The sequence below is a fragment of the Saccharopolyspora sp. NPDC002578 genome (assembly GCF_053592695.1).
This window is the reverse complement of record NZ_JBSFWJ010000009.1, coordinates 1-16733: the sequence shown is the minus strand read 5'-3', so window position 1 is coordinate 16733 and position 16733 is coordinate 1. Positions and strand designations below refer to the sequence as shown.

Here is a 16733-nt window from a genome sequence, read left to right as displayed (position 1 = left end):
CCCGAAGTGTTCCCGTCGCGATGCGGGGAGTCGGCACGTGCGTGGTGAATCGTTCCGTCGCGCGAGTGGTCATGCGCAGGCCTGGATCCACTTCCTAGCGTCGTGCCGGAGGAGCAACAGGGCAGGGAGGGAGAGAAGCAGCAACAACGGCAATGCCGGGATCGAGAAGAGGAGCAGTGCCAGAAGGTTGCTGTTGGCGACTGAGACGAGGGAGGTGACCAGGGAGAACACCAGGGCCAGGTTCGCTGTCTGCATCGTCACGATGGCCAGAGGCCCGCCACGCCACACGCGATACGTCCACACTGCAAGCAAGCAAGCGATCGGGCTCAACACCAGTGCAAGGGAGAAGACGACGCTGACGAGTGAAGTTTCCGCCGTGGACGCGCCGAGCAAAGTCGGAATCAGCGTGAAAAAGGCGATCGGGACAGTGATGGCGGTGATCCAGAGAGCGGTGAATATCATCACGCTGATCCTGACCGACCATGGGCGGGGTGGGGGGACCGGACGTGTGCGCCGAACTGTCAAGCCGTTCCCCAGGTAGAGCTCGCGCAGTGCACGGGGGATGGCGCGTTGGGTGCGGCGCAACGAGCCGATCAACGGAAACCTGCCGTCCAGCATTTCCAGGTGCGGGTTCCACGCGGCATCGAACCAGATCGCCGCGTGGACGAACCGTCCGCGAAAGATCCAGTTCCGGATCTTGGATTTCGGCAGCCGCGGAAGTCCTGCGGGGAAGCGCGACCCGAGCGTGTCCGCGAATTCTTCGTATTGGTGCCGCCTGTGGCTGATGAGGATCACTAGGCGAGTCGGATCGTTGCGGTGAAGCACCTGGTCGACCTCCCAGGCGAGGTTGTCGCCAGGGCCGGCGGTCAAGAGGACCAGATCAGCGCGGCCCAGCGCCGCCAGCACCTCTTGTTGCCAAGATTCATCTGAAGAGTAGCTCCGTTCGGCGCCGGGTCGTGGCATTCGGTCCGCCGGATCTCCCAGCGCGACCATTCGTCCGAAGCGGTCCACGGCGCGTGCGACCTGCTCCTCTTCGGTGCGAAACTCTTCGTGGGTGGGGTTCGTGATCAATTCCCCGATGCGGCGAAGGGAGAATCCTGCCATCTTGCCGAACCCTCGATCGTCGGAGAACGCCCGGAGGAAGAGTACGACCCGGTCGCTGTCCGGTATACCCGCGAGGCTGGGAAGGACTCGCGTCAGGTGCCCACGGGAGCGCAGCACGGCGACCAAGCCGGCTATGGCCAGGAGAAGTCCGGTTATCACGACAAGAACCGTCGCTCCGCCGACGGAGTTCGTTCTCCCGCAGAGCGTTGCACCCAAGATCAACCCGAGCCAGCCGAGGGTTGCCAGCCGTCGGCCTTTTCGCGTTGACTGCTCGATCAGTGCAGCTGGTCGCGGTGCTCGTGAGCGGCGAGGGGCTGGTTTCGGTGCGGTTTTCGGTGAAGTGTCAATCATCATCGTCCAAATGAGTTTTCGTTGCCAGAACCCGACGCTAGCGATTCCTGCGCGGTCGAATGCCGTAGCCGTGCGGGATCCGGGGCACTGGGTGAACCTCGAGTTCTGACCGTGCGCCAGGTTCGCCGACGACGTCGAGAGATCGTGGCGGATCCGCGTCAGCTTCCCGGGGTTTCCGGCGGGCCGGTCCCGCTGCGGGCTTCGAGATGATTCGGGGTTGCCCTTATATGGTGCGGAGATGAGCACCCGGTTGGCCGCGTACGCGGTGTGCGAGGAGGAGGGCCGAGTGCTGCTCGTCCGCTGCGCGGAACCGAACGGTGCGCACACCTGGAGCCTTCCGGGCGGCGGGGTCGAGCACGGCGAGGGCCCGTTCGACGCGGTGGTCCGGGAAGTAGCGGAGGAAACAGGTTGTGACGCGGTGGTCGAGCGCCTTCTCGGTATCGATTCGAGGATGATTCCCGGAGACGAGCGCTGGGTTCCCGGCCAGGGAGCGCACCAGAACGTCGGTGTCTTTTACCGAGTCCGCATCACCGGCGGCGAGCCGCGGCCGGAGCCGAACGGTGCGACGAGCGAGCCGGCGTGGACACCGATCCCGGATATCGTTGGCCTCCGCCGCTCCTCTCTGGTGGACGTCGGCCTCGCCTTGGCGTGGGCTGCTCCGGCGACCGGCCACGTCGATCCCGTCCCCATCGGCGGCCTGATCCAGCACTGACCCTGGTCGCGACTCCGGTCCGCCGGCTTGCCGCAGCTCGTGCCTGAGGCCCTTGCCGTCAGGCGGCGGAGGAGGTTGGGGCGGACTCGACGTGGCCAGGAAGCCTTGAGTCGGACTGACCACAGGTAGGACTGCTGCTTCGGCACCGACGCCCGATAAGCGGACTGGCAGGGCGACGGGTAGCCCGAGTCGGCGAGCGGCGACGTTCTCTCCTGCCAGCGTGGACAGCGGCAAGGAGGCGTTCACGCGCACGCCTGAATCCACATCCTGGCGTCGTGCCGGACCAGCAGGAGACCGGGCAGGCACAGTGGAAACAGGAATATTCCAGCGAGAATCGTAGACAGAATGCTTCCTGAAATGGAATCGGAAATCGTTAACAAGCTGGTTATCAGGGCAAAGGATAAGCCTAGTCCGAACATTTGCATCGTCATGATTGCGTACGGCCCACCGCGCCAAATTCGATAGGTCCAGAAGGCTAATGGCAATAGCAGATGGGTCAAACCGAGTATGGTGATGTAAGGGCTTTCCTGGCCGGTGCTGATGACGAAGGCGAAAGGATAGCACCAGAGAACGGTGAAGAGTGCGATGCTGTTTTGGACCGAATTCGGGCGGGGTGGCGGAATCGGCCGTTTGCGTCGCACCGTCAGGCCTTCCCGGAGGTAGAGCTGACGCAACGCGCGTGGGATGGCGCGCTGCGTGCGGCGCAGGATGCCGATCAGCGGGAACCTGCCGTCCAGCATCTCCAAGTGCGGGGTCCAGTCCGAGTCGAACCAGATCGCTGCGTGGACGAACCGGCCCCGCAGGATCCATTGCCCGATCTTGGACCTCGGCGGTTCCGGTAGTCCGCGGGGGAATCGAGGCCCCAGCTTCGCTGCGAAATCCGCGTAAGCCAGTTTGTTGTGGCTGATCAGGATCACCAGACGCGTCGGTTCATCGCGCCGGATCACCTGCTCGACCTCCCAAGCGAGGTTGCCGCCGGGGCCCGCGGTCAGCAGAACGAGTCGAGCTCGGGCGAGTGCCGCCAGCACCTCGCCTTGCCACGATCCGTCGCCGGGGTAGCTGCGTTGCGCGCCAGGCGGCGGAATCGTGTCGCCCGGCCGCCCCAGCGCGACCAGCTGCCCGAACCGATCGACGGCGCGGGCGACTTGTTCCTCTTCGGTGTAGAACTCGTCGTGATTCGGATTCGTCAGCCACTCCCACATTCGGCGAAAACCGAAACCGGCCATTCTGCCGAATCCCTTGTCGTCGGCGAAGGCGCGCAGGAACAGCACGATGCGCTGGTCATCGGGAATGCCGGAGAGGCTGGGGAGTACTCGTGTCAGGTGTCCTCGGGAGCGCCGCACCGCCACAGTCCCGAGAACGGTCAGCGCCACGCCGACTGTCATGATTATGGACCCCGATCGGGTTGTGAAATCGAGGGTGTTTCCGATGATCGCCGAGCCCAGTAGGAGGGCCAGCCATCCCCAAGTGCCGAGTCGGCGCCCGTGGCGTGTCGATTGCTTGATCAGGGTGGGTGGTCGCGGCGCCTGGGATCGATGCGCGACGCGTCCGTGGTCTGATTTGGGTGAGGTCTTGGTCATGATCTTCCGGGTTGGTCATTGGAGAAGAACATGACGTTAGCGGTCTGCGATCGACCGGAAGCCGCATGCGCGCGGGAACGTCTGCGTCGAATCAAAACGCCGCCCGCCGTTCACCGCAGTTCGTGTTTGAGGACTTTGCCGCTGGGGTTGCGGGGGAGGGCGGGGCGGAACTCGACGTGGCGGGGGAGCTTGTAGTTCGCCAGGTGGTCGCGGCAGAAGGTCAGGACGTCGTGCTCGGTGAGGGCGTGGCCGGAGCGCGCGACCACGTAGGCCTTGCCGACTTCGCCGAGGCGGTCGTCGGCGACGCCGACCACGGCGGTCTCCGCGACGCCGTCGAGGCGGGCGAGCGCCTGCTCCACCTCCGCCGGGTAGACGTTGAAGCCGCCGCAGATGTACATGTCCTTGAGCCGGTCGGTGATGGTGAGGCCGCCGCGGGAGTCCACGCGGCCGACGTCGCCGGTGTGCAGCCAGCCGTCCGCGTCGATGGCGGCGGCGGTCTGCTTCGGGTCGTCGCGGTAGCCGAGCATGGTGTTCGGGCCGCGCAGCAGGACCTCGCCGGTGGTGCCGGTGGGCACGGGGCGGCCGGCGGCGTCGGCGATGCGCAGCTCGAATCCGGCGGTGGGCCGGCCGCAGGTGTTCGCGACGGTCTCGTCGTCATCGTCGGACCGGCACATGGTGGCGACGACGGCTTCGGTCAGCCCGTAGGCGGTGAGGACGGTGGCGAAGCTCAGCTCGCGCTGCATCCGCTCGATCAGCACCACGGGCACCGACGCCGCCCCGGTCACCGCTAGCCGCAGGCTGGAGAGGTCGTGCTCGGCGCGCGCCGGTTCGTCCAATATGGACTGGTAGAGGGTCGGGGCGCCGGGCAGCACGGTGATTCGCTCGCGCTGCACCAGGTCGAGCGCCGCACGGGTGTCGAACACCGGCATCGGCACGATCGTCGCGCCGCGCAGCAGGCAGACGAGAATGCCCGCTTTGTAGCCGAAGCTGTGGAAGAACGGGTTCACCACGAGGTAGCGGTCCGCGGCGTTCACTTCGCCGTGGCCGGCCCACGCGTCGGCGACCGCGAGCGCCTGCCGGTGCGCGCTGAGCACGCCTTTGCTGCGCCCCGTCGTCCCGGAGGTGTAGAGCATGTCGCTGAGGTCGGTGCCGCGCACGCTCGCGGCCACCTCCTGCGCGCGCTGGGCGGGCACGGATCGCGCGCGGTCGCCGACGCCCGCCCAGTCCGTGCACCAGGGCACGGGCGGTTCGGTGCGCTCCACCGGCAGCCGCAGCACGGTGCGCAACGCGGGCAGGCCGGGAATCGGCCCGGCCGAGCCGGTTCTGCCGGAGGAAGCAGGGCCGCGGTCGTCTCTAGCCGCATCGGCGCGCAGCTCCACCGCCCGATCACGGCCCAGGAACGTCCCCGCCACGACCAGCGCGCTCGCCGAGCTGCGTTCCAGCACGTCGCGCGTCTCCGAGGCGGTGAACCGGGTGTTGATCGGGACCAGCACCGCGCCGACGTGCAGCGCGGCCAGCGCGGCGATGACCCAGTGGTGGGTGTTGGGGGCGTTCAAGGCGACCCGATCGCCGGGCCGGACGTCCTCGGCGAGCAGGAACCGGGCCAGTTCGCGGACCCGTTCGCGCAGCTCCCGGTAGGTCAGCCGCACCTCGTGCTCACCGGAGTGGTCCACCAGCGCCTCGCCGTCGCCGAAGGACTCGGCGGCGCGGTCCAGCGCGGCGGGCACCGTTTCCGGAACGTGCATGGGCTCAGATCCGTTCGATGATCGTCCCGGTGGACAGCGCGCCGCCCGCGCACATCGTGATCAGGGCGGTCGTCGCGTCCCGGCGCTCCAGTTCGTGCAGCGCGCTGGTGATCAGGCGGGCGCCGGTGCTGCCGACCGGATGGCCCAGCGCGATGGCGCCGCCGTTGACGTTGACCCGATCCCAATCGGGGCGGTGCACGTCGGCCCAGGACAGCACGACCGAGGCGAACGCCTCGTTCACCTCGAACAGGTCGATGTCGCCGATCTTCATCCCGCTGCGTTCGAGCACCCGGCTGGTGGCCTGCACCGGGCCGTCCAAGTGGTAGTAGGGCTCGGCGCCGACGAGGCATTGCGCGACGATCCGGGCGCGCGGGCGCAGGCCCAGGGCGCGGGCGCGGTCGGCGTCGGCCAGCAGCACTCCCGCGGCGCCGTCGGAGATCTGCGAGGCGGTGCCCGCGGTGTGCGATCCGCCCTCCAGCACGGGTTTCAGTGCGGCCAGCGCCTGTTCGCTGGTGTCGCGCAGGCCCTGGTCGCGGGTGACGAGGGTCGTCTCGCCGGTGGCGGCGCCGTCGCCGTCGAGCACGGGCGCGCGGGTCTGCACGATCTCGCGGGCGAACCGGCCGTCGTCCCACGCGGCGCGGGCGCGCTGCTGCGAACGCACCCCGAACCGGTCGATGTCGGCCCGGCTCAACCCGCGGCGCGCGGCGATGCGGTCGGCGGCCAGGTACTGGTTCGGCATGTCGATGTCCCAGGAATCGGGTCTGGGACGGCCCACGTCGGAGCCGATGTTGGCGCCCAGCGGCACCCGGCTCATCGCCTCCACGCCGCAGGCCATGCCGAAATCGATGGCGCCGGTGCTGATCAGGCCCGCGATCAGGTGGGTGGCCTGCTGTGCCGAGCCGCACTGCGCGTCGATCGTCGTGCAGCCCGCTTGCTCCGGAAGTCCGGAGTGCAGCCAGGCGGTGCGGGTGAGGTTTCCCGCCTGAGCCCCGGCCTGCGTGACGCAACCGCCGATGACCTGCTCGACGAGTTCGGGCGCGAGGCCGGTGCGTTCCAGCAGGCCGCGTTGCGCCGCCCCGAGGACCTCTGCCGGGTGCAGGCCGGACAGCCAGCCCCGGCGCTTGCCGATCGGAGTGCGCGCCGCGTCCACGATCACCGGATTGCCCACGGTCTTCTCCCCTCGGTGCGAACAGCCGAGTACGAATGTAGAACGTGTTCTCGCATGCGGCAAGGATCTGGGCGCGGGGTGATGGACCGCCGGAGTGCGTAGTGTCATCGCCCCTTGATTGGCGGACATCGCCCTGGTTACTGGGGTTTACTTATCCGGGGCGCTATGGTTCGGTTCACATAGAACAAGTTCTCTTTATTGATCTCGTGGCTCCGTGCGGACCGCAGGAGGTTGCCGTGGTCTCCCCCCACATCCCGGCCGGCTTCGACTTCACCGACCCAGACCTCTACGCCGAGCGATTGCCGATGCAGGAGTTCGCCGAACTCCGGCGCACCGCTCCGGTGTGGTGGAACCCGACTCCGCGTGGCAAAGCCGGGTACGACGACGAGGGCTACTGGGTGGTGAGCAAGCACGCCGACGTCAAGGAGATCTCCCGTCGCAGCGAGGTGTTCTCCTCCTGGGAGAACACCGCGATCACCCGGTTCAACGAGGAGATGAACCGCGAGCAGATCGAGATGCAGCGGCTGATCCTGCTCAACATGGACCCGCCCGAGCACACCAAGCTGCGCAGCATCGTCTCCCGCGGGTTCACGCCGCGCGCCATCAACGGCCTCAGCGCGGCGCTCAACGAACGGGCCGAACGCATCGTGTCCGCGGCCGTCGCCGGTGAGACCGGGGACTTCGTCACCGACGTGGCCTGCGAACTGCCGCTGCAGGCCATCGCGGAACTGCTGGGCATCCCGCAGGAGCACCGCAAGGACATCTTCGACTGGTCCAACCAGATGATCGCCTACGACGACCCGGAATACCAGATCGACCCGACCACGGCCGCGACCGAACTGCTCGGCTACAGCATGAACATGGCCGAGCAGCGCCGCGGTTGCCCGATGGACGACATCGTGACGAAGCTGGTGAACGCCGATGTCGACGGGCACAAGCTCAACGACGACGAGTTCGGCTTCTTCGTGCTGCTGCTGGCCGTCGCGGGCAACGAGACCACCCGCAACGCGATCACCCACGGCATGCACGCGCTGCTGGAGCACCCCGAGCAGTGGGAGCTGTTCAAGGCCGAGCGCCCGGCCACCACCGCCGACGAGATCGTGCGGTGGGCGACGCCGGTGATGTCGTTCCAGCGCACCGCCCTCGCCGACGTCGAACTGCGCGGCACGCCGATCAAGCAGGGCGACCGGGTGGCGATGTTCTACAGTTCGGCGAACTTCGACCCCGAAGTCTTCGACGCCCCGGAGCGCTTCGACGTCACCCGCGATCCGAACCCGCACGTCGGCTTCGGCGGCACCGGCGCGCACTACTGCCTGGGGGCGAACCTGGCGCGGCTGGAGATCGACCTGATCTTCAAAGCGATCGCGGAGCAGATGCCCGGCATCAAGAAGGTCGCCGAACCGCGTCGGTTGCGCTCCGGCTGGCTCAACGGCATCAAGGAGTTCCAAGTCCGCTACCGGTGAGCCGTGCGGTCCAGGTGAGCGCTCCCTCCCTGCGGAGGGAGCGCTCAGCCGTCGATGACGGCGGTGGCCTCGACCTCGACGAGCATGTCCGGCTCGGCGAGGGCGGCGACGCCGATGCCCGTGAACGGCGGGAGCGGGGTGGTGCCGAGCTTCGCCGCGGCGCGAGCCACTCCTTCCTCGAACAGCGGGAACTTCTCGGGCGTCCAGTCGACGAGGTACGCGGTCAGCTTCGCCACGTCGTCGAACGTCGCTCCGGCCGCCTCCAGCGCGGTGCCGATGTTGAGGTAGCACTGCTCGACCTGGGCGGTGAAATCGCCCTCGCCGACCCGGCCGCCGTCGGCGTCGCGGGCGACCTGGCCGGCGATGAAGACCAGCTTCGATCCGGTGGCGACCGAGACCTGCCGGTAGAGGTCGACCGTCGGCAACCCGTCCGGGTTCACCAGGTTGATGGTCATGTTGCGCGCCTCCTCGTGCTGAGCCCGCGGGCTCGTCCGGACCGCGCGGTCCGGTCTCTTGTGGTTACTCGGGAACCATAGGAGAGTGTGCGATGACGAGGAAGAACGCACTTTCCAGTGACCGAGGAACCAGATGGTGACCAAGCAGCTCAAAGGCACGCCCGAGGACGCGGACCTGACGCGCGCCGACTCGCTGGCGCGGGAGATCTTCTCCGACATCGCGAACAAGTGGGCGCTGCTGATCATCGACGCGCTGGGGGAGCGGACCCTGCGCTTCACCGGACTGCGCGCGGAGGTCGAGGGCATCAGCCACAAGATGCTCACCCAGAACCTGCGCATGCTGGAGCGCAACGGTCTCGTGGAGCGGACCGTGCACCCGACCGTGCCGCCGCGCGTGGAGTACGCCCTCACCGAGCCGGGCCGCGACCTGCGCAAGACGGTCCACTGGATGTGCGACTGGACGCACCAGCACTTCCACCACATCGAAGGAGCCCGCCGCCGCTTCGACGGGTGAGCGGTCCTTTCGGAATGACCTGCGTAGTGGGTCGCTCGGCGGAACCTCAGCGGCTTCCTCGCTGCGGGATCGATTTCTCATGTAGCAGCCCTACACAGCGAAATCGCTGTCCTCGCGAGGACGGCTTTTTCCCTCGTGGCGGAGCCACTCGGGAAAAAGATCCCGCAGCGAGGAAACCGCTGAGGTTCCGCCACCCGGCCATCTGCGGCTCAGGACCGAAGAGAAGTCAGGGTTTGTGCAGTGTCGTCATGGCTCGGTCGAATTCCCAGAAGGCTCGCATGGACACGAGCCTGCCCTGGTCGTCGACCCGGTAGACGAACACGCCTTCGGCGTCCATGACGGAGCCGTCGGGCAGGTGGGTGCGGATGAAGCCGGTGTTGGCCACCTCGTCTCCGGCGGCGAACGAGTCGAGGACGTGGAAAACGAGGCGTTCCGCGGTGGAGATCACCGAGTCCCAGAACGCTTCGATCCCCTCCCTGCCGTGGTGCCCGAGCCCGGTGGGGTCCAGCGGGGATTCGCCCACCGGGTCCTGGATCACGGCGTCCGGGGCGAACAGCGCGAGCCATTCCTGCTTGGCCCCGCGCACCACGGCGTCCATCGAGGCGCGCGCCGCCCGGCGGGCCGGGTGCTCGGCGGTGGTGGCTTTCCAGACGACGTCGGCGTGCATGGGGCACCTCTCGGGTCCGTGGCGGGGCGGCGGCTCAGAACTTGCGGATGACGTCGTCGGCGAAGCGCGCGAGGGAGTCCTTCTTGATGTCGACGTCGGCGTCGAAGCCGTGGCCCTCCAGGACCCACGGCACCACGATCGCGTCGGTCACCCCGGCCTCGGCCTGCTCGCGGTAGCCGTCCAGGCCGAACTTGTCGATGCACACCGCCTGGATCTCGAACGGTTCGCCGGCGCGGCCGTGCTCGGCGCGCAGCTCGGCGAGGCGGTCGATGGTGCCGCGCAGCTCGCTGAGCCGCATCATCGCCGAGGACCAGCCGTCCCCGCGCAGCGCGGCCCGGCGCAGCGCCCGCTCGGTGTGCCCGCCGATGTAGATCGGCACCTTGCCGCCGGGCGCGGGGGAGACGCGGAGGCGGTCGAAGTCGAAGAACTCGCCGTGGTGCTCGACCATGCCGCCGCCGAGGATCAGCCGCAGCACCTCGATCGCCTCGTCCACCCGCGGACCGCGCCGTTCGAACGGCGCGCCGCACCACTCGAACTCCTCCGGCGTCCAGCCGATGCCGATGCCGAGCCCGAATCGGTCACCGGTGAGCGCGGCCACCGAGGCGACCTGCCGGGACAGCAGCACCGGGTTTCGCGGGCCGAGCTTGAGCACGGAGGTGTAGAACCGGATCCGCTCGGTCACCGCGCCCATCGCCGCCGCCGCGACCAGTGGATCGGTCCACGGGGTCTCCTCGGTCCACATCCGCTTGCCGTCCGGCGTGTACGGGTAGTCGGCGGCGACGTCCTCGGAGTAGAACAGGGAATCCGGCAGCGCGATGGCGGAGAAGCCGAGCTCCTCGGCCGTCCGCGCGAGCTCGGTGAGCTGGTCCAGCGGGCACATGGCCACCGACAACGTGAACTTCATCAGCGCACCCCCGGCCTATCGGAACCCACGACCCACATCGAGAAGTACTGCGAACCGCCGCCGTAGGCGTGCCCGAGCGCGGTGCGCGCGCCGTCGACCTGGTGGTCCCCCGCGCGTTTCATCACTTGCATCGCCGCCTCCGCGAAGCGCAACATGCCGGAGGCGCCGATCGGGTTCGACGACAGCACTCCTCCGGACGGGTTGATCGGCAGCCGCCCGCCGATGGCGGTCTCGCCCGCCTCGGTCAGCCGCCAGCCGGAACCTTCTTCGGCGAACCCCAGGTTCTCCAGCCACATCGGCTCGAACCAGGAGAACGGCACGTAGATCTCCGCGACGTCGATCTCGGCCAGCGGATCGGTGATCCCGGCCTGCTTCCACAGCGCCGCCGCCGCGTCCCGGCCGGCCTGCGGGTTCACCTGGTCCCGCCCGGCGAACGTGGTGGGTTCGGTGCGCATCGCGGTCGCGTGGATCCACGCCACCGGTCCCGCCGCGGCCGCGGCGGCGGTCTCGTCGCCGAGCACGATGGCGCAGGCGCCGTCCGACGACGGGCACGTCTCGTCGTAGCGGATCGGATCCCACAGCACCTGCGAGGCGAGCACCGACTCCACCGTCAAGTCGGACTGGCGCACGTGCGCCCACGGGTTCTTGCTGCCGTTGAGCCGGTCCTTCACCGCGACCATCGCCCCGATGTGCTCGGGGGCGCCGGAGCGCCGGATGTAGGAGCGCACGTGCGGGGCGAAGTAGCCGCCCGCGCCGGCGCCCACCGGCATGCTGAACGGCGGCATGATCGACAGCGCCCACATCGCGTTCGACTCGGACTGCTTCTCGAACGAGACCGCGAGCACCCGCCGGTGCACGCCCCCTTGCACCAGGCTCGCGGCCACGTTCGCGGTGGACCCGCCCACGGAGCCCGCGGTGTGCACCCGGAGCATGGGTTTCCCGTTGGCGCCCAACGCGTCGGCGAGCATCAGCTCCGGCATCATAACGCCCTCGAACAGGTCGGGGGCCTTGCCGACGACGACGGCGTCCACGTCCGCCCAGCCCACCCCGGCGTCGGCCATCGCCCGGTCGACCGCTTCGCGGCACAACCCGGCCATCGACACGTCGGTGCGGCGGCTGGCGTGCCGGGTCTGACCGGTTCCGAGCACCGCGGCGATCTGCTTGCCCATCAGCCCTCCATCACGCACACGAGATTCTGCTGCAGCGCCGGGCCGCTGGTGGCGTGCGCGAGCACCTTGCCCGCCTCGCCCGACCAGACCCGACCGGCCGCCTCGCCGATCCGGGACAACCCGGCGGCGAACATCGGATTTCCGCACAGCGCGCCACCGGAGGGGCTGATCCGCACCGAGTCGTCCAGCCCGATCGCCGCGCGCAGCAGCAGTTCCTGGTGGCTGAACGGGGCGTGCAGCTCGGCGACTTCGACGCCCGCCGCGCCCGCGGCCCCGGCCGCGTCCGAAGTGGACGGTGACGCGGTGAGATCGCGTCCGCCGAGCTGCGCCGACTCGATGCGGTGCTCCAGGCCGGTGATCCACGCCGGTCGGTCGCGCAGCTCGCGCGCTCGGTCCGCGCTCGCCAGCAGCACTGCGGAGGCGCCGTCGGTGATGGGAGCGCAGTCGTGCGCCCGCAGCGGATCCGCCACGTACGGCTGCTCCAGCAGATCGGCGACCCGCTCCTCACCGGACACCTGGGCGTTCGGGTTCTGCCGCGCGTCGGCCCGGGACCGGGCCGCGACCTGCGCCATCTGCTCCTCGCCGAACAGCCCGGATTCCAATCCCAGCCGGGCCTGCAACCCGGCCACGGCGATCGAATCCGGCCAAAGCGGGGCGACGAAGTACGGATCCAGCTGCATCGCCAGCGTCCGGCGCAGTTCGCCCGCCGAGGACTTGCCGAATCCGTACACCAGTGCCGTGTCCACCTCGCCGGTGCGGATCTTCACCCACGCCTCGTAGAGCGCCCACGCCGCGTCCATCTCCACGTGCGACTCGTTGATCGGCGGGAACGCGCCGATCGCGTCGATCGCCGCGATGAACGAGAACGCGCGCCCCGCCAGGTAATCCGACGAGCCGGAGCACCAGAACCCGATGTCCTTTTTGGACAACCCGGTGCCGTCGAGCAGTTCGTCGAAGACCGGCACCAGCATCTCGACGCCGTTCGTGGTGCCGTGGGTGGCGCGGACGTTCGGCGCCTGGGCGAACCCGACGACGGCGACATCGCTCTCGGTCATTCTCGCGCTCCCTCACGATGTTCGGATCTCCAGCGGGCCCGCGCGCTCACAGGTGGTGCGCGTACGACTCGTACGGCGCGTCGGGCTCGCCCGTCGGGGTGAAGTGGTCGATGTTCTGCAGCGTCGAGTCCCATTCCGCGCGCGGCTTCCACTCGGCGCGCACCCGCATGCCCATCCGGACGTCCTCGGCGGCGCAGCCGAGCACCAGGTGCAGGAACGCGATGTCGGCGCCGTCGAGCAGCACGTAGGCCGCGACGTAGGGCGGCTTGATGCGCTGGCCGAGGAACGGGACGTTGACGATGCAGAAGGTCGTGACGATCCCGGTGTCCGGGAGCTCGACCTCTTCTTCGGTGGGCACGCCGTCGGTGGGGCAGGCGCCGCGCGGCGGGATGTAGACCTTGGCGCAGGCCGGGCAGCGCTGGCCCAGCAACCTGCCCTCTGCGAGTCCGCGCAGGTAGCGGCTCTCCTCAGGCGAGGCGGAGTGCTGGTAGTGCAGGTGGATCGGCGTGGTCAGGGTGGTGACCGGCTCGTCCGCGTCCGCCGACGCGGGCGACGGCGGTGCGGCGTCGCCGTCGACCGGGTCGAAGCAGGTGATGTCGCGGATGCCGCCGACCGGCTCCGCCGACCACCTGGCGCGCACCCGCATCCCGGTGCGCATCCGGTCGGCCGCTCCGGCGTCGACGGCGTGCAGCAGCGGGGTGTCGGCGCCGTCCAGCCGGATCAGCGCCCAACCGAACGCGTGCTCCAGCGGCTGGCCTTCCAGGGGCTGCGGGGCCCACGACCAGCTCAGCACCGTGCCCTCGGAGCCGACGTCGACCAGCTCGTCGAGGGGTTCGAAGGTGTTCGGGTCGTACTCGACGGCGGGGACGTGCACTCGGCCGTCCGAGCCGCGCACTCCGGTGATCCGCCGCTGCCGGAGCGCGGTGGCGAAGCGGCCGAGCACTGATCCCAGGGAACGGGTGTAGTCGAAACCGACTTCCAGCGGTGCGCTGAGCGGTTCGGAGGTCTCAGTCACGCCGATAAGTGAAACATGTTCTCGCCAAGGCGGCAATGTTCGGCGCAGGATGGGAGACCCCGCGGCCACCGGGCCGCGACCGGATGCGAGGAGGTTCGTCGTGCGGATCGGTCTGCAACTCGGGTACTGGGGCGCAGCGCCCCCGGACGGCGCCGGAGAGCTCGTCGTCGAAGCCGAAAGAGCGGGGTTCGACGGGGTTTTCGCCGCTGAGTCCTGGGGTTCCGACGCGTTCACCCCGCTGGCCTGGTGGGGCGCGAGCACCAGCCGGGTGCGGCTGGGCACCTCGGTGGCGCAGCTGTCCGCGCGCTCGCCCGCCTCCTGCGCGATGCACGCGTTGACGCTCGACCACCTCTCCGGCGGCCGGTGCGTGCTCGGGCTCGGCGTCTCCGGGCCGCAGGTGGTGGAGGGCTGGTACGGGGCGCCGTTCGGAAAACCGTTGGCGCGCACCAGGGAATACGTCTCGATCGTGCGCCAGGTGCTCGCCCGCGAGCAGCCCGTGCGCAACGACGGCCCGCACTACCCGCTGCCCGCGACGGGCCCGGGGACGCTCGGGCTCGGCAAGCCGCTGCGCCCGATCACCCACCCGCTGCGCGCGGACCTGCCGATCTGGCTCGGCGCCGAAGGGCCGCGCAACGTCGCGCAGACCGCGGAGATCGCCGACGGCTGGATCGCGGTGTACTTCTCGCCGCGCGTCGCGCCGCTCTACGAGCAGTGGCTCGACGACGGTTTCGCCCGCCCCGGTGCTCGCCGCGACCGCGCGGAGTTCGAGGTCGCCGCCACCTGCCCGGTCGTGGTCACCGACGACCCGGTGGCGGAGAAGGCCAAGGTCAAGCCGTCGCTCGCGCTCTACATCGGCGGGATGGGGGCGGCCAAGATGAACTTCCACGCGGACCTGTTCCGGCGGATGGGCTATCCCGAGGCGGTCGAGGAGATCACCGCGCACTTCCTCGCCGGCCGGCGCGAGCGGGCCGTCGCGGCGGTGCCGGACGAGCTGGTCGACGACGTGTCCATCATCGGTGATCGCGAGCAGGTGCGGGCAGGGGTGCGGGCCTGGCGCGAGGCCGGAGTGGACACCCTGCTCGTCGGTTGCCGGGACGTCGCGCAACTGCGAGCCGTGGCGGACGCCGTGCTCGGCGCGCAGGACGACGCCTTGCCGTCCGGATGAAACACGTTCTAGCTTGGAGGGCACTACCAGCACCTGGGAACAGGAGTGCGCCGTGACCGCAATCGGACTGTGGAAGATCGCAGCGGAACAACCCGGCCGCAAGGCCCTGGTGACCCCGGACGGCGAGGAGGTCGGGTACGGACGGCTGGCCGCCGACGCCGACCGCATCGGGCGCGGATTGCAGGCGATGGGCCTGGAACCCGGCGACAGCATCGTGCTGATGCTGCCCAACGGCGCCGACCTGCTCGCGGCGTACTTCGCGGCGCTGCAGACCGGGCTCTACGTGGTCACGGTGAACTGGCACCTGGTCGGCGCCGAGGTCGCCTACATCGTCGAGGACAGCGGGGCCGGGGCGTTCCTGGCGCACGAGCGCTTCGCCGGTGCCGCGACCGAGGCCGCCGAGCTCGCCGGGCTGCCGGGCGACCGGCGCTTCGCGGTGGGGGAGGTGCCGGGCTTCCGGCCGCTGGCCGAACTCGGCGCTGACGAGCCGGTGGCGCGGCCGGACGTCCGCACGGCGGGCTCGCCGATGCTCTACACCTCCGGTACGACGGGGCGCCCGAAGGGCGTCCGGCGCGCGCTCACCGGCGCGGACCCGGACGAGGTTCCGGTGCAGTCGCAGGGATTCTTCGGCATCTTCGGAATCCAGGCGTTCGACGGGCACGTGCACCTGTGCGGCTCGCCGCTCTACCACACGGCGGTGCTGAACTTCGTGAGCATCTCCATCCAGCTGGGCCATCCGGCGGTGCTGATGGACCGGTGGGACCCGGAGCGGATGCTGGAGCTGATCGAGCGGCACCGGGTCACCCACACCCACATGGTTCCGACGCAGTTCCACCGCCTGCTAGCGCTGCCGGAGGACGTGCGCGAGCGCTACGACGTCTCGTCGCTGCGCGCCGCGATCCACGGTGCCGCGCCGTGTCCGATCGAAGTGAAGCGGCGGATGCTCGACTGGTGGGGCCCGGTGGTGATCGAGTACTACGCGGCCACCGAGGGCGGCGGCACGGTGATGCCGGCGCAGGAGTGGTTGCGCAAGCCCGGATCGGTCGGGCAGGCGTGGCCGGGTTCGGTGGTGAAGGTGCTCGACGACGACGGCGCGGAGCTGCCGCCCGGTGAGATCGGCACCGTCTACATGCGGATGGGCACTTCGCGCTTCGAGTACCACCAGGACCCGGAGAAGACCCGCGGCGCGCGGGTCGGCGACCTGTTCACCCTCGGCGACGTGGGTTACCTGGACGATGACGGCTACCTGTTCCTGCGGGACCGCAAGAGCGACATGATCATTTCCGGCGGTGTCAACATCTATCCGGCGGAGATCGAGAACGTGTTATCGATTCACCCGAAGGTCGCGGATATCGCGGTGTTCGGGATTCCGCACCAGGATTGGGGCGAACAGGTCCAAGCGGTGGTCCAGCCGGCGGCGGGCTGCTCCGGCGGCGCCGAGCTGGCCGCGGAACTGCTGGAGTACGCCACCGCGAAGCTGGCGAAGTTCAAGCTGCCGCGCGCCATCGACTTCACCGCGGAACTCCCCAGGGACCCCAACGGCAAGCTCTACAAGCGCAAGCTCAAGGAGCAGTACACCTGAGCGGGACCGGGCGCGGTGCGGTCACTACCGCAAGATCGGCTTCGACTGCTCGGGCCTCATGATCTACGCGTTCGCCGCGGCGGG

At 69.2% G+C, this 16733-nt stretch carries 15 protein-coding genes; 5 read left to right on the top strand and 10 right to left on the bottom strand.

Translation table 11 applies throughout. The features are described 5' to 3' along the window. Positions 1–69: 69 nt before the first annotated feature. Positions 70–1104 (bottom strand): hypothetical protein, encoded by a 1035-nt coding sequence (locus ACWD38_RS06815; protein ID WP_450123542.1) that lies wholly within the window; start codon positions 1102–1104, stop codon positions 70–72. Between the two features lie 589 nt (positions 1105–1693). Here ACWD38_RS06815 and ACWD38_RS06810 point away from each other — a divergent pair. Beyond that, complete coding sequence (locus ACWD38_RS06810) at positions 1694–2167, top strand: NUDIX hydrolase (protein WP_450123541.1); 474 nt, start codon at positions 1694–1696, stop codon at positions 2165–2167. A gap of 242 nt (positions 2168–2409) precedes the next feature. Here the strand turns inward: ACWD38_RS06810 and ACWD38_RS06805 are convergent, their stop codons facing one another. The 3 genes from ACWD38_RS06805 to ACWD38_RS06795 form a co-directional block, all read right to left on the bottom strand. Further along, the gene (locus tag ACWD38_RS06805) at positions 2410–3747 is read right to left on the bottom strand and encodes a hypothetical protein (protein ID WP_450123540.1); all 1338 of its coding nucleotides are present in this window, start codon (positions 3745–3747) and stop codon (positions 2410–2412) included. Between the two features lie 110 nt (positions 3748–3857). Further along, positions 3858–5492: a FadD3 family acyl-CoA ligase gene (locus ACWD38_RS06800; RefSeq protein WP_450123539.1), complete on the bottom strand. Its 1635-nt coding sequence runs from the start codon at positions 5490–5492 to the stop codon at positions 3858–3860. Positions 5493–5496: 4 nt separating this feature from the next. Next, the gene (locus tag ACWD38_RS06795) at positions 5497–6660 is read right to left on the bottom strand and encodes a steroid 3-ketoacyl-CoA thiolase (RefSeq protein ID WP_450123538.1); all 1164 of its coding nucleotides are present in this window, start codon (positions 6658–6660) and stop codon (positions 5497–5499) included. A gap of 236 nt (positions 6661–6896) precedes the next feature. Here ACWD38_RS06795 and ACWD38_RS06790 point away from each other — a divergent pair, with 236 nt between their 5' ends. Beyond that, positions 6897–8123 carry a cytochrome P450 gene (locus tag ACWD38_RS06790; protein WP_184479040.1) on the top strand — a complete coding sequence of 409 codons (1227 nt, stop codon included), beginning with the start codon at positions 6897–6899 and terminating at the stop codon, positions 8121–8123. A gap of 44 nt (positions 8124–8167) precedes the next feature. Here ACWD38_RS06790 and ACWD38_RS06785 read toward each other — a convergent pair whose 3' ends face one another. Beyond that, the gene (locus ACWD38_RS06785; RefSeq protein WP_184479041.1) at positions 8168–8578 is read right to left on the bottom strand and encodes a RidA family protein; all 411 of its coding nucleotides are present in this window, start codon (positions 8576–8578) and stop codon (positions 8168–8170) included. 133 nt (positions 8579–8711) lie between these two features. On the opposite strand from ACWD38_RS06785, the gene ACWD38_RS06780 reads away from it, so the two are divergent. Beyond that, positions 8712–9092 (top strand): winged helix-turn-helix transcriptional regulator, encoded by a 381-nt coding sequence (locus ACWD38_RS06780; RefSeq protein WP_184479042.1) that lies wholly within the window; start codon positions 8712–8714, stop codon positions 9090–9092. A gap of 226 nt (positions 9093–9318) precedes the next feature. Here ACWD38_RS06780 and ACWD38_RS06775 read toward each other — a convergent pair whose 3' ends face one another. The 5 genes from ACWD38_RS06775 to ACWD38_RS06755 are packed head-to-tail and all read right to left on the bottom strand — an operon-like array spanning position 9319 to position 13902. Beyond that, a complete protein-coding gene (locus ACWD38_RS06775; protein WP_184479043.1) occupies positions 9319–9759 on the bottom strand; it encodes a nuclear transport factor 2 family protein in 441 nt (146 codons plus the stop codon). Positions 9760–9793: 34 nt separating this feature from the next. After that, positions 9794–10663 carry a TIGR03619 family F420-dependent LLM class oxidoreductase gene (locus ACWD38_RS06770; protein WP_450123537.1) on the bottom strand — a complete coding sequence of 290 codons (870 nt, stop codon included), beginning with the start codon at positions 10661–10663 and terminating at the stop codon, positions 9794–9796. Next, positions 10663–11832: a thiolase domain-containing protein gene (locus tag ACWD38_RS06765; RefSeq protein WP_184479045.1), complete on the bottom strand. Its 1170-nt coding sequence runs from the start codon at positions 11830–11832 to the stop codon at positions 10663–10665. Before ACWD38_RS06765 ends, ACWD38_RS06770 begins: the two co-directional genes overlap by 1 nt. Then, entirely contained in the window at positions 11832–12887 is a 1056-nt protein-coding gene (locus ACWD38_RS06760; protein WP_184479046.1) for a thiolase domain-containing protein, read from the bottom strand. Before ACWD38_RS06760 ends, ACWD38_RS06765 begins: the two co-directional genes overlap by 1 nt. A 46-nt stretch (positions 12888–12933) precedes the next feature. After that, on the bottom strand, positions 12934–13902 hold the full coding sequence (locus tag ACWD38_RS06755) for a Zn-ribbon domain-containing OB-fold protein (RefSeq protein ID WP_450123536.1): 969 nt from the start codon (positions 13900–13902) through the stop codon (positions 12934–12936). A 100-nt stretch (positions 13903–14002) separates the two neighbouring features. On the opposite strand from ACWD38_RS06755, the gene ACWD38_RS06750 reads away from it, so the two are divergent. Both ACWD38_RS06750 and ACWD38_RS06745 read left to right on the top strand, forming a co-directional pair. Then, the gene (locus ACWD38_RS06750) at positions 14003–15067 is read left to right on the top strand and encodes an LLM class F420-dependent oxidoreductase (RefSeq protein ID WP_450123535.1); all 1065 of its coding nucleotides are present in this window, start codon (positions 14003–14005) and stop codon (positions 15065–15067) included. A gap of 52 nt (positions 15068–15119) precedes the next feature. Next, a complete protein-coding gene (locus ACWD38_RS06745) occupies positions 15120–16649 on the top strand; it encodes an AMP-binding protein (RefSeq protein ID WP_184479049.1) in 1530 nt (509 codons plus the stop codon). Positions 16650–16733 lie beyond the last annotated feature (84 nt).

Bases quoted from the DNA above. Each gene is read 5' to 3' on its own strand.
- ACWD38_RS06805 (WP_450123540.1), bottom strand. From the start codon at position 3,747: ATGACCAAGACCTCACCCAAATCAGACCACGGACGCGTCGCGCATCGA.
- ACWD38_RS06800 (WP_450123539.1), bottom strand. From the start codon at position 5,492: ATGCACGTTCCGGAAACGGTGCCCGCCGCGCTGGACCGCGCCGCCGAG.
- ACWD38_RS06760 (WP_184479046.1), bottom strand. From the start codon at position 12,887: ATGACCGAGAGCGATGTCGCCGTCGTCGGGTTCGCCCAGGCGCCGAAC.
- ACWD38_RS06810 (WP_450123541.1), top strand. From the start codon at position 1,694: ATGAGCACCCGGTTGGCCGCGTACGCGGTGTGCGAGGAGGAGGGCCGA.
- ACWD38_RS06775 (WP_184479043.1), bottom strand. From the start codon at position 9,759: ATGCACGCCGACGTCGTCTGGAAAGCCACCACCGCCGAGCACCCGGCC.
- ACWD38_RS06770 (WP_450123537.1), bottom strand. From the start codon at position 10,663: ATGAAGTTCACGTTGTCGGTGGCCATGTGCCCGCTGGACCAGCTCACC.
- ACWD38_RS06780 (WP_184479042.1), top strand. From the start codon at position 8,712: ATGGTGACCAAGCAGCTCAAAGGCACGCCCGAGGACGCGGACCTGACG.
- ACWD38_RS06765 (WP_184479045.1), bottom strand. From the start codon at position 11,832: ATGGGCAAGCAGATCGCCGCGGTGCTCGGAACCGGTCAGACCCGGCAC.
- ACWD38_RS06785 (WP_184479041.1), bottom strand. From the start codon at position 8,578: ATGACCATCAACCTGGTGAACCCGGACGGGTTGCCGACGGTCGACCTC.
- ACWD38_RS06815 (WP_450123542.1), bottom strand. From the start codon at position 1,104: ATGGCAGGATTCTCCCTTCGCCGCATCGGGGAATTGATCACGAACCCC.